General features: G+C 63.5%; 13 protein-coding genes and 1 tRNA gene. All 14 read left to right on the top strand.

Going from position 1 to position 14,139, the window contains the following annotated elements; translation table 11 throughout:
* Positions 1-124 precede the first annotated feature (124 nt).
* On the top strand, positions 125-394 hold the full coding sequence (gene rpsO / locus C7401_RS25820) for a 30S ribosomal protein S15 (protein ID WP_028226251.1): 270 nt from the start codon (positions 125-127) through the stop codon (positions 392-394).
* Positions 395-734: 340 nt separating this feature from the next.
* Complete coding sequence (pnp, locus tag C7401_RS25815) at positions 735-2,879, top strand: polyribonucleotide nucleotidyltransferase (RefSeq protein ID WP_112174272.1); 2,145 nt, start codon at positions 735-737, stop codon at positions 2,877-2,879.
* A gap of 146 nt (positions 2,880-3,025) precedes the next feature.
* Positions 3,026-4,042: an NAD(P)H-quinone oxidoreductase gene (locus C7401_RS25810; protein WP_112174271.1), complete on the top strand. Its 1,017-nt coding sequence runs from the start codon at positions 3,026-3,028 to the stop codon at positions 4,040-4,042.
* Positions 4,043-4,222: 180 nt separating this feature from the next.
* Positions 4,223-5,005, top strand: a complete 783-nt coding sequence (tpiA, locus tag C7401_RS25805; RefSeq protein ID WP_112174270.1) for a triose-phosphate isomerase — start codon at positions 4,223-4,225, stop codon at positions 5,003-5,005.
* A gap of 102 nt (positions 5,006-5,107) precedes the next feature.
* Complete coding sequence (gene secG, locus C7401_RS25800; protein WP_112174269.1) at positions 5,108-5,497, top strand: preprotein translocase subunit SecG; 390 nt, start codon at positions 5,108-5,110, stop codon at positions 5,495-5,497.
* A 111-nt stretch (positions 5,498-5,608) separates the two neighbouring features.
* Positions 5,609-5,693 (top strand) — tRNA-Leu (locus C7401_RS25795).
* A 164-nt stretch (positions 5,694-5,857) separates the two neighbouring features.
* Complete coding sequence (locus C7401_RS25790; RefSeq protein ID WP_112174268.1) at positions 5,858-6,217, top strand: NADH-quinone oxidoreductase subunit A; 360 nt, start codon at positions 5,858-5,860, stop codon at positions 6,215-6,217.
* Positions 6,218-6,289: 72 nt separating this feature from the next.
* Positions 6,290-6,769 carry a NuoB/complex I 20 kDa subunit family protein gene (locus tag C7401_RS25785; RefSeq protein ID WP_027819582.1) on the top strand — a complete coding sequence of 160 codons (480 nt, stop codon included), beginning with the start codon at positions 6,290-6,292 and terminating at the stop codon, positions 6,767-6,769.
* A 21-nt stretch (positions 6,770-6,790) separates the two neighbouring features.
* Entirely contained in the window at positions 6,791-7,396 is a 606-nt protein-coding gene (locus tag C7401_RS25780) for an NADH-quinone oxidoreductase subunit C (protein WP_112174267.1), read from the top strand.
* A 9-nt stretch (positions 7,397-7,405) separates the two neighbouring features.
* Complete coding sequence (locus tag C7401_RS25775; RefSeq protein WP_112174266.1) at positions 7,406-8,659, top strand: NADH-quinone oxidoreductase subunit D; 1,254 nt, start codon at positions 7,406-7,408, stop codon at positions 8,657-8,659.
* Between the two features lie 154 nt (positions 8,660-8,813).
* Positions 8,814-9,299: an NADH-quinone oxidoreductase subunit NuoE gene (gene nuoE, locus C7401_RS25770; RefSeq protein ID WP_112174265.1), complete on the top strand. Its 486-nt coding sequence runs from the start codon at positions 8,814-8,816 to the stop codon at positions 9,297-9,299.
* Positions 9,296-10,624, top strand: coding sequence for an NADH-quinone oxidoreductase subunit NuoF (gene nuoF / locus C7401_RS25765; RefSeq protein ID WP_112174264.1), 1,329 nt, complete (start codon positions 9,296-9,298; stop codon positions 10,622-10,624). Before nuoE ends, nuoF begins: the two co-directional genes overlap by 4 nt.
* 112 nt (positions 10,625-10,736) lie before the next feature.
* Complete coding sequence (nuoG, locus tag C7401_RS25760) at positions 10,737-13,070, top strand: NADH-quinone oxidoreductase subunit NuoG (RefSeq protein ID WP_112174263.1); 2,334 nt, start codon at positions 10,737-10,739, stop codon at positions 13,068-13,070.
* Positions 13,071-14,135 carry an NADH-quinone oxidoreductase subunit NuoH gene (gene nuoH / locus C7401_RS25755; RefSeq protein ID WP_112174262.1) on the top strand — a complete coding sequence of 355 codons (1,065 nt, stop codon included), beginning with the start codon at positions 13,071-13,073 and terminating at the stop codon, positions 14,133-14,135. It abuts the gene before it with no gap.
* The last annotated feature ends 4 nt before the right edge of the window (positions 14,136-14,139 follow it).

Genomic DNA, 14,139 nt, shown 5'->3' with positions numbered 1-14,139 from the left:
GCGGCAAATCGGGGCTGTGCTACAATACGCCCCTTGTCGCAAATCCGCGGCAAGGCAGTAAAGAACCAAGCCACGGCACGGCCTTTCTTCCGTGACCGCTCGTTTGTTTTAAAGGAAAAGCAAAATGTCCGTAGCAGATATCAAGAAGTCCGAAGTCGTCGCGCAATTCGCGCGCGGCACCAATGACACGGGTTCGCCCGAAGTTCAGGTTGCGCTCCTGACGTCGCGTATCAACGAACTGACCGCGCACTTCAAGTCGCACGCCAAGGATCACCACAGCCGCCGCGGTCTGCTGCGCATGGTGAGCCGCCGCCGCAAGCTGCTCGACTACCTGAAGGGCAAGGACGCTGATCGTTACCGCGCGCTGATCGAAAAGCTGGGTCTGCGCAAGTAACCGGAAGGTCTTTCACAAAGATGCCTGTGTCAGTTCCGCTGATGCAGGCATTTTGTTTTTGAACGGCGCGCTTCGTACACGTCTTCGTACAAGTTTCACGCGCTGCGCGCCGGGTCAAAACACACAGCATCACCACGCAGCATCAGCAGTACAAGCAGCAGGGCCGGGCCTCGAGGCAGAGCTTTGTGTCATTCCAGCGGATCGTGCGCGCCTGTGTCGCAAGGTCGCGACCCGCTGGAATGGCATAACACTCCTCTACCTGTGCGGTGCCGGAGCCTGTCTTGCCGCAGCGCCCGCGTGTGCGGGCGCCGCATAACAAATGAGTAAGGAGTGAGTGACCATGACCATGTTCAATAAAGTCGTGAAGGAATTCAAATGGGGCCAGCACAATGTGCGCCTCGAAACCGGTGAGATCGCCCGTCAGGCGAGCGGTGCCGTCATCGTCGACGTCGAAGACACCGTCGTGCTCGCGACCGTCGTCGGCGCGAAGACCGCCAAGCCGGGCCAGGACTTCTTCCCGCTCACCGTCGACTACATCGAAAAGACCTATTCGGCCGGCAAGATCCCCGGTGGCTTCTTCCGCCGCGAAGGCCGTCCGTCGGAAGGCGAAACGCTGATCTCGCGCCTGATCGACCGCCCGCTGCGTCCGCTCTTCCCGGAAGGCTATTACAACGAAGTCCAGGTCGTGATCCACGTCCTGTCGATCAACCCGGAAGTCCCGGCTGACATCCCCGCGCTGATCGGCGCGTCGGCTGCGCTGGCGATCTCGGGTCTGCCGTTCAACGGCCCGGTTGGCGCCGCACGCGTGGCCTACATCAACAACGAATACGTGCTGAACCCCACGCGCGCGCAGATCAAGGAATCGCGCCTCGACCTCGTCGTGGCCGGTACCGAGCGCGCTGTGCTGATGGTGGAATCGGAAGCCGACCAGCTGCCGGAAGACGTGATGCTCGGCGCGGTCGTGTTCGGCCACGAGCAGATGCAAACGGCTATCGACGCCATCCACGAACTGGTTCGTGACGGCGGCAAGCCCGAGTGGGACTGGACGCCGGCGCCGAAGGACGAAGCGCTCATCGCGCGCGTCACGGCCATCGCCAACGACAACCTGCTCGCCGCGTACCAGTTGCGCGACAAGCAACAGCGTTCGACCAAGCTGAAGGAAGTCTACGCAGCCACGTCGGCCAAGCTCGAAGAAGAAGCGGCTGCGGCCGGCACGACGGCGGCCGACAAGGCCACGGTCGGCAACGTCATGTTCGACCTCGAAGCGAAGATCGTCCGCTCGCAGATCCTGAACGGCGAGCCGCGCATCGACGGCCGCGACACGCGCACGGTTCGCCCGATCGAAATCCGCACGGGCGTGCTGCCGCGTACCCACGGTTCGGCGCTCTTCACGCGCGGCGAAACGCAGGCGCTGGTTGTGGCGACGCTCGGCACCAAGGGCGACGAGCAGATCATCGACGCGCTTGAAGGCGAATACCGCGACCGCTTCATGCTCCACTACAACATGCCCCCGTTCGCGACCGGCGAAACGGGCCGTGTTGGCTCGCCCAAGCGCCGTGAAATCGGCCACGGCCGTCTCGCGAAGCGCGCGCTCGTCGCGTGCCTGCCGAGCGCCGAAGAGTTCGGTTACTCGATCCGCGTGGTGTCGGAAATCACCGAATCGAACGGTTCGTCGTCGATGGCTTCGGTGTGCGGCGGCTGCCTCGCGCTGATGGACGCAGGCGTGCCGATGAAGGCGCACGTCGCCGGCATCGCGATGGGCCTGATCCTCGAAGGCAACAAGTTCGCCGTGCTGACCGACATCCTCGGCGACGAAGATCACCTCGGCGACATGGACTTCAAGGTTGCCGGTACGGAAGCCGGCGTGACCGCGCTCCAGATGGACATCAAGATCCAGGGCATCACCAAGGAAATCATGCAGGTCGCCCTCGCGCAAGCGAAGGAAGGCCGTATGCACATCCTCGGCAAGATGACCTCGGCGGTGTCGGGCGTGAACACGGAGCTGTCGGCTTACGCTCCGCGCATGATCACCATCAAGATCAACCCGGAAAAGATCCGCGACGTGATCGGCAAGGGCGGTTCGGTGATCCGCGCGCTGACGGAAGAAACCGGCACGACGATCGACATCTCCGACGACGGCGTCGTGACGATCGCTTCGACGTCGAGCGAAGGCATGGCCGAAGCGAAGAAGCGCATCGAGAACATCACGGCCGAAATCGAAGTGGGCCAGGTGTACGAAGGCGCCGTCCTCAAGCTGCTGGACTTCGGCGCGATCGTGAACCTGCTGCCGGGCAAGGATGGTCTGCTGCACATCTCCGAGATCGCCAACGAGCGCATCAAGGACATCAACGACTATCTGAAGGAAGGCCAGGTCGTGAAGGTCAAGGTCATCCAGACGGACGAGAAGGGCCGCGTGCGCCTGTCCGCCAAGGCGCTGCTCAACGAGCAAGCCAGCGGCGCACCGCAGGGCGAACCGCAGGAGTAAAGCGGTAAGCTCCAACGGCCGGCAGCGTGCAGAACGCGCCGGCCGTTTTTTATGACAATGAGGGTGAATGGCCTTGCGCACGCGTCGATCATGTCGCGTGCGCAGCGCCATCCAGACAGGGGCGCGGAGCTCTGAGGAGAGGTGACATGAAGGCAGTCGAGATTACCGAATTCGGTGCGCCGGACGTGCTCAAGCTGGCCGAGCGGCCGACCCCCGAGCCGAAGGCGGGCGAGGTGCTGATCAAGGTGGGCGCCTCGGGTGTGAACCGTCCCGACGTGTTCCAGCGCAAGGGTTCGTACGCGCCGCCGCCGGGTATTTCCGACCTGCCGGGCCTCGAAGTGGCGGGCGAGATCGTCGGCGGCACGGTCGACGAAAAGAACAATCCGTTCGGCCTGAAGATCGGCGACCGCGTGTGCGCGCTGATCGCGGGCGGCGGCTACGCCGAATACGCGGTCGCGCCGCTCGGGCAGTGTCTGCCCGTGCCGAAGGGGCTCACGGACGTCGAGGCGGCGTCGCTGCCCGAAACCTTCTTCACGGTCTGGAGCAACGTGTTCCAGCGCGCCTATCTCGGCAAGGGCGAGGGCGGCGAGAACGAAACGCTGCTCGTGCAGGGCGGGTCGAGCGGCATTGGCGTGACGGCCATCCAGATCGCGCATGCGCTCGGCTTTCGCGTGTTCGCGACCGCAGGTTCCGACGACAAGTGCCGCGCCTGCGAGGCGCTAGGCGCCGATCGCGCCATCAACTATCGCACCGGCGATTTCGTGGAGGTCGTCAAGGCGCTCACGAATGATCGCGGCGTGGACGTGATTCTCGACATGGTGGCGGGCGGCTATGTGTCGCGCGAACTGTCGGCGCTGGCTACCGGCGGCCGTATCGTGCTGATCGCGACGCTGGGCGGCTCGAAGGCTGAGTTGAACATGGGCGAGATCCTGCGTCGCCGCCTGACGGTCACCGGCTCGACGCTGCGCGCGCGTTCCGTCGAGTTCAAGGCGCAGATCGCGCAGGAACTGAAGACGACGGTCTGGCCCCTGATCGAAGAGGGCCGCATCAAACCCGTCGTGTTCCGCGTGTTCCCCGCGACGCAGGCTGCCGAGGCCCATGCGCTGATGGAAAGCAGCGAGCATATCGGCAAGATCGTGCTCGATTGGAGCAGCGCGGCCTGAGTCCAGCGCTGATCGCGGCCCGGCGCGAGCGGCTTGCGCCGGTTCCCCGCGGTTCGTGCTTGATTATTCGGGATTTTTTCGGGTATTTTTTGCGCCTCGCGGACGGTGTGGTTTGACCCGCCTGGATTTCACGCAGTAAAATTATGTGTTTTGCGTCCGCTTTTAACAGCAACCGGAACAATGACGAAACAACGATCGAAGCTCGTAGTCGGTAACTGGAAGATGCACGGCCGCCTCGCGGCCAATGCGGCATTGCTCGAAGGCGTCGCGCGCGGCGCGCAGGCGCTGCCCGCGGACGTGCGCGTAGGCGTGTGCGTACCGTCTGTCTACCTGGCGCAGGCGCAGGCGCTGCTCGGCGGCAGCCGGGTCCTGTGGGGCGCGCAGGACGTGTCCGCGCACGAGCAGGGCGCGTACACGGGCGAAATCGCGGCGGGCATGGTCGCCGACTTCGAAGCCGCTTTTGCGATCGTTGGTCACTCGGAGCGCCGCGCTTACCATGGCGAAAGCTCCGAACTCGTCGCGCAGAAGGCGCAACGCGCGCTCGCGGCAGGCATCACGCCCATCGTCTGCGTAGGCGAAACGCTCGAGGAGCGCGAGTCGGGTGCGACCGAGCGCGTGGTTGGCGCACAACTCGACGCGGCGCTGGCGGTGTTGTCGGCCGACGAGGCGGCGCGCATCGTCGTCGCCTATGAGCCCGTCTGGGCGATCGGCACGGGCAAGAGCGCGACCTCGGAGCAGGCTCAGCAGGTACACGCGTTCCTGCGCGGGCGTCTTGCGGCCAAGGGCGCCCAGGTGACGGACGTGCCGCTGCTCTACGGCGGCAGCGTGAAGCCGGAAAATGCGGCGGAGCTCTTCCGTCAGGCCGATATCGACGGTGGCCTGATCGGCGGTGCATCGCTGAAAGAAGGGGATTTCCTCGCGATCTGCGCGGCCGCTGCGGCGGGCGCCAGCGTTGCGGGCTAAAGGCTTGCGCACGGCTCGCTCGGGATAGAGCGCGTCGTGCGGGCTGCTTATGCGTTTGCCTCGGCCAGGGGCGGGCGCTCAACCAGGACTCAGGTGAGTGTGATGCTGTATTTGAAAACGTTGATTATCGTCGTCCAGCTTCTGTCGGCGCTCGGGGTGATCGGCCTCGTATTGCTGCAACACGGCAAAGGCGCGGACATGGGCGCGGCTTTCGGCAGCGGCGCCTCGGGCAGCCTGTTCGGCGCGAGCGGTTCCGCGAACTTTCTTTCGCGGACTACTGCCGTTCTCGCAACGGTGTTTTTCGTGTCGACCCTTGCATTAACCTACCTGGGGTCGTATCATGCGAAGCCTTCGGCGGGCGTGCTTGGCGCTGCGGCACCAGCCCCTGTCGTGGCCTCGGCTCCGGTTGCTTCGGCACCCGCGGCATCTGCTCCGGCGGCGGCTTCTCCGGTTGCAGCAGCCTCGAACCCGGGCAACGATGTACCGAAATAATTCTGAAAAACTTGTTTTTGTGCGTTGAACAAAGAACGGAAACAAGTTAGAATTTAAGTCTTGAAGCGATTCGCGGGTTACAAGAATTTGTTGTCCCGGATTGCATGTAGTGCCGACGTGGTGAAATTGGTAGACACGCTATCTTGAGGGGGTAGTGGCGAAAGCTGTGCGAGTTCGAGTCTCGCCGTCGGCACCAATGTTATCTAAAAAATGCCAGCCGCTTGCTTCAGCTTCGGCTGGCATTTTTGCTTCTTACGTCGTGTTCGTTTTCTGTTCGCAGCGCGAAGTACGTGAAGTGATTCCCGCGGAGCGATGCAAGTTCCTGCGGAACCTCAGAACCAACCGATATAGAGGATAGCCTTGAACCTCGCTGCCTATTACCCCGTCCTTCTATTCCTCCTCGTAGGTCTCGGTCTGGGCATAGCGCTAGTGACAATTGGCAAGGTCCTCGGTCCCAACCGGCCAAACAGCGAAAAAAATTCGCCGTACGAGTGCGGCTTCGAAGCATTCGAAGACGCGCGCATGAAGTTCGACGTACGCTACTACCTGGTCGCCATCCTTTTCATCATCTTCGACCTCGAAACGGCATTCCTGTTTCCGTGGGGTGTGGCCCTGCGCGACATCGGCTGGCCCGGTTTCCTGTCGATGATGCTGTTTCTGCTCGAATTCCTGCTGGGCTTTGCCTACATCTGGAAGAAGGGCGGTCTCGACTGGGAATAATGGGTTAATCGCCGGATAGCATGGGCGGCACTGCGGGGAAACTGTGGGCTGTCCGTCTGGAGTGGAAAGCACATGAGTATCGAAGGGGTCTTGAAGGAAGGGTTTGTCACCACCACGGCTGACAAGCTGATCAACTGGACGCGCACTGGCTCGCTGTGGCCGATGACGTTCGGTCTGGCGTGTTGCGCGGTCGAGATGATGCACGCGGGCGCGGCCCGCTACGACCTCGACCGTTTCGGCGTGGTGTTCCGCCCGAGCCCGCGCCAGTCGGACGTCATGATCGTCGCCGGCACGCTGTGCAACAAGATGGCGCCCGCGCTGCGCAAGGTCTACGACCAGATGGCCGAGCCGCGCTGGGTCATTTCGATGGGGTCGTGCGCCAACGGCGGCGGCTACTACCACTATTCGTATTCGGTCGTGCGCGGGTGTGATCGCATCGTGCCGGTCGATGTCTATGTGCCGGGTTGCCCGCCGACAGCGGAAGCCCTGGTCTACGGGGTGATCCAGTTGCAGGCGAAGATTCGCCGCACCAGCACCATCGCCCGTCAATAAAGGCCGCGGCCTCCCCACAATATGGCAAGCAAACTCGAGACCCTGAAAGCGAACCTCGAAGCGGCCCTTGGCGCGCGCATCGTCAGCCTCACCGAGGCACTTGGCGAGCTGACGCTGGTCGTCAAGGCGGGTGAGTACCTCGGCGTGGCCAAGGAGCTGCGCGACAACCCCTCGCTGCGCTTCGAGCAATTGATCGACCTGTGCGGCGTCGACTATCAGACCTACGGCGACGGCGCATGGGAAGGCCCGCGTTTCGCGGCCGTGTCGCAACTGCTCTCCCTCACGAACAACTGGCGCCTGCGCCTGCGGGTGTTCGGCCCTGACGACGATGTGCCCATCGTGCCTTCGGTCGTCGAGATCTGGAGTTCGGCGAACTGGTACGAGCGCGAGGCGTTCGACCTCTTCGGCATCGTCTTCGAAGGCCACCCCGACCTGCGCCGCATCCTGACCGACTATGGCTTCATCGGACACCCGTTCCGCAAGGACTTCCCGATCTCGGGTTACGTCGAAATGCGTTACGACCCGGAGCAGAAGCGCGTGGTCTACCAGCCGGTCACGATCGAGCCGCGCGAGATCACGCCGCGTGTGATCCGTGAGGATCGCTACGGTGGTCTGAGGAAACACTAAGAGGGTCGCATGTCAGAGATCAAGAACTACACGCTCAACTTCGGCCCGCAGCACCCGGCAGCGCACGGTGTGCTGCGCCTCGTGCTCGAGCTCGACGGCGAAGTGATCCAGCGCGCCGATCCGCACATCGGGCTGCTGCATCGCGCGACGGAAAAGCTCGCCGAGAACAAGACGTTCATCCAGTCGGTGCCGTACATGGACCGTCTCGACTACGTGTCGATGATGGTCAACGAGCACGGCTATGTGATGGCCATCGAAAAGCTGCTCGGCATCGAAGTGCCGGTCCGCGCGAAGTACATCCGCGTGCTGTTCGACGAAGTCACGCGCGTGCTGAACCACCTGATGTGGATCGGCTCGCACGCGCTCGACGTCGGCGCGATGGCGGTGTTCCTCTACGCGTTCCGCGAGCGCGAGGACCTCATGGACGTGTACGAGGCGGTGTCGGGCGCGCGCATGCACGCGGCCTACTACCGTCCGGGCGGTGTGTACCGCGATCTGCCCGACGCGATGCCGCAATACAAGGCTTCGAAGATCCACAACGAGAAGGCGCTCGCCCGCATGAACGAGGCGCGCCAGGGTTCGCTGCTGGACTTCATCGACGACTTCTTCACGCGCTTCCCGGGTTGCGTCGACGAGTACGAAACGCTCCTCACCGACAACCGGATCTGGAAGCAGCGTCTTGTCGGCATCGGCGTGGTGAGCCCCGAGCGCGCCATGCAACTCGGCCTCACGGGCGCGATGCTGCGCGGTTCGGGCATCGAGTGGGATCTGCGCAAGAAGCAGCCGTACGAAGTCTACGACCAGATGGACTTCGACATTCCGGTGGGCGTGAACGGCGACTGCTACGACCGTTATCTTGTGCGCGTCGAGGAAATGCGCCAGTCCACCCGTATTGCGAAACAGTGCATTGAGTGGCTGCGCAAGAATCCGGGTCCGGTGATGGTCGACAATCACAAGGTTGCGCCGCCTTCGCGCGTGAACATGAAGTCGAACATGGAAGAGCTGATTCACCACTTCAAGCTCTTCACGGAAGGCTTCCATGTGCCCGAAGGCGAGGCATATGCTGCCGTCGAACATCCGAAGGGTGAATTCGGCATCTACCTGGTGTCAGATGGCGCGAACAAGCCTTATCGTCTGAAGATCCGTGCGCCGGGTTATGCCCATTTGTCCGCGCTCGATGAAATGGCGCGCGGCCACATGATCGCCGACGCGGTCACGATCATCGGTACGCAGGACATCGTGTTCGGTGAAATCGACCGCTAGGTAGCAAGCTGCCGGCGCGCTTCGCAGGAGCGGAGCGCACGGCGAAATACCGGGAACGCCAGGACTGTCGCAGCGAGCAGGAATGCGCAACGCGCGGCAGGGGTTTGTCTGGCGGGAATTGAAACGGTAGGAATTGAAAGAGTCGTGTCTGAAAATGATCTCAGCTGAAGGCCTGAAAGAAATCGATCGCGCGTTGACGAAGTACCCCGCCGATCAGCGACAGTCCGCCGTGATGGCGGCTTTGGCCGTGGCTCAAGAAGAGCAGGGCTGGCTGTCCCCCGAAATCATGCAGTTCGTGGCCGACTACATCGGCATGCCGCCTGTCGCGGTCCAGGAAGTCGCCACGTTCTACACGATGTTCGAGACGAAGCCGGTCGGCAAGCACAAGATCACGCTCTGCACGAATCTGCCGTGCCAGCTCGGCCCGGATGGCGGCTCGGAGAGCGCCGCCGACTACCTGAAGCAGAAGCTCGGTATCGACTTCGGCGAAACCACGCCCGATGGCAAGTTCACCTTGAAGGAAGGTGAGTGCATGGGCGCGTGCGGCGACGCACCGGTGATGCTCGTGAACAATCACCGCATGTGCAGCTTCATGAGCCGCGAGAAGATCGACCAGCTGCTCGAGGAGCTTTCGAAATGACTTCGTTGCACGACCGTCACATCAAACCCCTGATTCTCGCGGGCCTGAACGGCGAGAACTGGCATCTCGAAGACTACGTCGCGCGCGGCGGCTACAAGCAGCTGCGCCGTATCCTCGAAGAAAAGATTCCGCCCGAGCAGGTGATCGCCGACGTGAAGGCCGGCGGCCTGCGCGGCCGAGGCGGCGCGGGCTTTCCGACCGGCCTGAAGTGGAGCTTCATGCCGCGTCAGTTCCCGGGCCAGAAGTATCTCGTCTGCAACTCGGACGAGGGCGAGCCGGGCACGTTCAAGGACCGCGACATCCTGCGCTGGAATCCGCATAGCGTGATCGAAGGCATGGCCATCGGCGCGTACGCCATGGGCATCACCGTGGGCTACAACTACATCCACGGCGAAATCTTCGAGGTGTATCGCCGCTTCGAGGCCGCGCTGGAAGAAGCGCGCCAGGCGGGTTACCTCGGCGACAACATTCTCGGCACGGACTTCTCGTTCCAGTTGCACGCTCACCATGGCTATGGCGCGTACATCTGCGGCGAGGAAACCGCGCTGCTCGAGTCGCTCGAAGGCAAGAAGGGCCAGCCGCGCTTCAAGCCGCCGTTCCCGGCGAGCTTCGGCGTGTACGGCAAGCCCACCACGATCAACAACACCGAAACGTTCGCCGCGGTGCCGTTCCTGCTGACCGTGGGTCCGCAGACGTACATGGAACTCGGCAAGCCGAACAACGGCGGCACGAAGATTTTCTCGGTGTCGGGCGACGTGGAGCGTCCGGGCAACTACGAGATTCCGCTCGGCACCCCGTTCGCGAAGCTCATGGAGCTCGCAGGCGGCGTGCGCGGCGGCAAGAAACTGAAGGCCGTGATTCCGGGCGGCTCGTCGGCGCCGGTCATTCCGGGCGACCTGATGATGCAGACGGACATGGACTATGACTCCATCGCCAAGCAGGGCTCGATGCTCGGCTCGGGCGCGGTCATCGTCATGGACGAAACGCGCTGCATGGTGCGCTCGCTGCTGCGTCTCTCGTACTTCTACTACGAAGAGTCGTGCGGCCAGTGCACGCCGTGCCGCGAAGGCACGGGCTGGCTGTATCGCGTGGTGAACCGCATCGAGCACGGCGAGGGCCGCCAGGAAGACCTGGACCTGCTGAATTCGGTGGCGGGCAACATCATGGGCCGTACGATCTGCGCGCTGGGCGACGCGGCGGCCATGCCGGTGCGCGGCATGCTCAAGCACTATTGGGACGAATTCGAATATCACGTGCACAACAAGCGTTGTCTCGTCGGCGGTCATGCCGGCTCGCACGCGGCCTCGGAAACGGTGGCTGCCTAAAGGGCGAAGGACAGCGCGTTGTGTGCGAACCGCGTAGCACGACGCAACGGCGATGTGACGGGGAATGCCGCTGTGAAATTGAGCGGTAACAGGTTAGGGACGATTAACCATCATGGTTGAACTTGAAATAGACGGCAAGAAGGTGCATGTGCCCGAGGGCAGCATGGTGATCCAGGCTGCGCAGCGGGTGGACACGTACATTCCGCACTTCTGCTATCACAAGAAGCTGTCGATCGCGGCCAACTGCCGGATGTGTCTCGTCGATGTCGAGAAGATGCCGAAGGCCGTGCCCGCGTGCGCGACGCCGGTGTCGCAAGGCATGGTCGTGCGCACCATGTCGGACAAGGCCGTGCAGGGTCAGCAAGCCGTGATGGAATTCCTGCTGATCAACCACCCGCTCGACTGCCCGATCTGCGATCAGGGCGGCGAATGCCAGCTTCAGGATCTGGCCGTCGGTTACGGCAAGTCCGCTTCGCGCTACAGCGAAGAAAAGCGCGTGGTGTTCCACAAGAACGTCGGTCCGCTCATCTCAATGGAAGAGATGTCGCGCTGCATCCACTGCACGCGCTGTGTGCGCTTCGGCGACGAAATCGCCGGCGTGATGGAGCTCGGCATGCTCGGTCGCGGCGAGCACTCGGAAATCACCTCGTTCGTCGGCAAGACGGTCGACTCGGAGCTCTCGGGCAACATGATCGACCTGTGCCCGGTCGGCGCGCTCACGAGCAAGCCGTTCCGCTTCTCGGCGCGTACGTGGGAACTGTCGCGCCGCAAGTCGGTGAGCCCGCACGACGCAACGGGTGCGAACCTCGTCGTGCAGGTGAAGAACAACCGCGTGATGCGCGTGCTGCCGTTCGAGAACGAATCCATCAACGAATGCTGGATCTCGGACAAGGACCGTTTCTCGTACGAAGGCCTGAACGCCGAAGACCGTCTCACGCGCCCGATGATCAAGCAGGGCGGCCAGTGGGTGGAAACCGACTGGCAGACCGCGCTCGACTACGTCGTGAAGGGCATCAAGGGCATTAGCGACGAACACGGCGAGAGCCAGCTCGCGCTGCTCGCGAGCCCGCACAGCACGACCGAAGAACTCTATCTCGCGAAGCAGTTCGCAGACGCGATCGGCACGCCGAATGTCGACTTCCGCCTGCGTCAGAGCGACTTCTCCGCGCCGCTGGAAGGCGCGCCGTGGCTCGGCACGAAGATCGCCGACCTTTCGTACGCCGACTCGGCGTTCGTGATCGGCTCGTTCCTGCGCCGCGATCACGCGCTGTTTGCCGCACGCCTGCGCCAGGCCGCGAAGGGCGGGGCACAGGTCACGTTCCTGAACGCGACCGCCGACGGTTCGCTGATCCCGAACGCGCAACGCATCGTCGCCGCGCCTTCGGCATGGCTCGACGAACTGGCCTCGATCGCGGCGGCGGTTGCCGAAGCGAAGGGCGTTGCGGTGCCGGAAGGCTTCGCGGGCGCACAGGCCAGCGAAGCCGCGAAACAGGTTGCCGCATCGCTTGCGAGCGGCGAGCGCCGCTTCGTGCTGCTCGGCAACGCCGTGGTTCAGCATCCGGAATTCTCACGTCTGCACGCAGCCGCGCAGTTCATCGCCGAAACGACGGGCGCAAGCCTCGGCTTCCTCACGGAAGCGGCCAACACGGTTGGCGCGCACCTCGCGGGCGCACTGCCGGGCCGCGACGGCCTGAATGCGCGCGAAGCGTTCGAGCAGCCGCGCAAGGGCTATCTGCTGTTCAACGTCGAGCCGGAATTCGACACCGCGAACCCGGCCGCCGCACGCGCCGCGCTCGCGCAGGCCGAAATGGTCGCCGTGTTCTCGCCGTACAAGACGGGCCTCGACTACGCGGACGTGCTGCTGCCGATCGCGCCGTTCACGGAAACGTCGGGCACCTTCGTCAACGCCGAAGGCACGGCTCAGACCTTCAACGGCGTCGTGCGCCCGCTCGGCGAAGCGCGTCCGGCATGGAAGGTCCTGCGCGTGCTGGGCACGCTGCTCGGCGCCCCCGGCTTCGAATACGACACCGCCGAAGAAGTGCGCCGCAAGGCGCTTGGCGACGGCAGCTTCGAAGGCCGCCTGTCGAACAAGGCGAGCGCCACGATCGCCCGCGGCAGCCTCGCCAAGGCAGCCGCAGGCCGCTTCGAGCGTATTGCCGACGTGCCCATCTATCACGCCGACCCGATCGTGCGCCGCGGCGAAGCGCTGCAACTCACGATGGCCGCCCGCGTGGCGAACGCCGTCGGCCTGCCCGCCGCGTATTTCGACGAACTCGGGCTGAAGGAAGGCGACGCCGTGCGCGTGCGCCAGGGCGAACTCTCGGTGAGCGCGCCGGCAACGCGCGATGCGAATCTTGCGCCGACGGTGGTGCGCGTGTCGGCGGCGACGCCGGCCGGTGCGCAACTCGGCAGCCTGTTCGGTGAACTGCTGGTGGAGAAGGCGTAAATGAGCTTGTTCGATACGATCAATGCGGGCGGCAGCCAGCTGCTCGGCGTGGCCTGGCCCACCGTGTGGGCGCTGGTGCGCATTCTCGTCGTCGCGGTGGTGATCCTGCTGTGCGTCGCGTACCTGATCCTGTGGGAGCGCAAGCTGATCGGCTGGATGCACGTGCGTCTCGGTCCGAACCGCGTCGGTCCCGCCGGTCTCTTGCAGCCGATCGCCGACGTGCTGAAGCTGCTCCTCAAGGAAGTCATCCAGCCCGCGCAGGCGAGCCGCTGGATCTACATGGTCGCGCCGATCATGGTGGTGGTGCCGGCCTTCGCGGTCTGGGCGGTGATTCCGTTCCAGGCGGGCGCGGTGCTCGGCGACATCAACGCGGGTCTGCTCTACGCGATGGCGATCTCGTCGATCGGCGTGTACGGTGTGATTCTGGCGGGTTGGGCCTCGAACTCGAAGTACGCGTTCCTCGGCGCGATGCGCGCCGCGGCGCAGATGGTGTCGTACGAAATTTCGATGGGCTTCGCGCTTGTCGTCGTGCTGATGGTGTCGGGCAGCCTGAATCTTTCCGTGATCGTTGAAGGCCAGATGCGCGGCATGTTCGCGAACTGGGGCATCACGTTCCTCTCGTGGAACTGGCTGCCGCTGCTGCCGATGTTCGTCGTCTACTTCATCTCGGGCATTGCCGAAACGAACCGTCACCCGTTCGACGTGGTGGAAGGGGAGTCGGAAATCGTCGCGGGTCACATGGTCGATTACTCGGGTATGGCGTTCGCGCTGTTCTTCCTCGCCGAGTACATCAACATGATCGTGATCTCGGCGCTTGCCTCGGTGCTGTTCCTTGGCGGCTGGAGCGCCCCGTTCGGGTTCCTCGACTTCATCCCGGGCGTGTTCTGGCTGGTGCTGAAGGTCTTCTGCCTGCTGTCGGTCTTCATCTGGGCCCGCGCGACGTTCCCGCGCTATCGCTATGACCAGATCATGCGTCTGGGCTGGAAGGTGTTCATTCCGGTGTGCATCGTGTGGCTGATCGTGGTCGGCTTCTGGTACATGTCGCCGTTGAGCATCTGGAAATAAGGGG

Source organism: Paraburkholderia unamae (genome assembly GCF_003268775.1).
GTDB classification, from domain to species: domain Bacteria; phylum Pseudomonadota; class Gammaproteobacteria; order Burkholderiales; family Burkholderiaceae; genus Paraburkholderia; species Paraburkholderia unamae.
The sequence above is the reverse complement of the archived record's forward strand: the minus strand, read 5'-3'. Positions and strand labels throughout refer to the sequence as shown.

What these genes read in the sequence shown, in the direction of transcription:
- rpsO (WP_028226251.1), top strand. Translation starts at nt 125, where the DNA reads ATGTCCGTAGCAGATATCAAGAAGTCCGAAGTCGTCGCGCAATTCGCG.
- pnp (WP_112174272.1), top strand. Translation starts at nt 735, where the DNA reads ATGACCATGTTCAATAAAGTCGTGAAGGAATTCAAATGGGGCCAGCAC.
- C7401_RS25810 (WP_112174271.1), top strand. Translation starts at nt 3,026, where the DNA reads ATGAAGGCAGTCGAGATTACCGAATTCGGTGCGCCGGACGTGCTCAAG.
- tpiA (WP_112174270.1), top strand. Translation starts at nt 4,223, where the DNA reads ATGACGAAACAACGATCGAAGCTCGTAGTCGGTAACTGGAAGATGCAC.
- secG (WP_112174269.1), top strand. Translation starts at nt 5,108, where the DNA reads ATGCTGTATTTGAAAACGTTGATTATCGTCGTCCAGCTTCTGTCGGCG.
- C7401_RS25785 (WP_027819582.1), top strand. Translation starts at nt 6,290, where the DNA reads ATGAGTATCGAAGGGGTCTTGAAGGAAGGGTTTGTCACCACCACGGCT.
- C7401_RS25780 (WP_112174267.1), top strand. Translation starts at nt 6,791, where the DNA reads ATGGCAAGCAAACTCGAGACCCTGAAAGCGAACCTCGAAGCGGCCCTT.
- C7401_RS25775 (WP_112174266.1), top strand. Translation starts at nt 7,406, where the DNA reads ATGTCAGAGATCAAGAACTACACGCTCAACTTCGGCCCGCAGCACCCG.
- nuoE (WP_112174265.1), top strand. Translation starts at nt 8,814, where the DNA reads ATGATCTCAGCTGAAGGCCTGAAAGAAATCGATCGCGCGTTGACGAAG.
- nuoF (WP_112174264.1), top strand. Translation starts at nt 9,296, where the DNA reads ATGACTTCGTTGCACGACCGTCACATCAAACCCCTGATTCTCGCGGGC.
- nuoG (WP_112174263.1), top strand. Translation starts at nt 10,737, where the DNA reads ATGGTTGAACTTGAAATAGACGGCAAGAAGGTGCATGTGCCCGAGGGC.
- nuoH (WP_112174262.1), top strand. Translation starts at nt 13,071, where the DNA reads ATGAGCTTGTTCGATACGATCAATGCGGGCGGCAGCCAGCTGCTCGGC.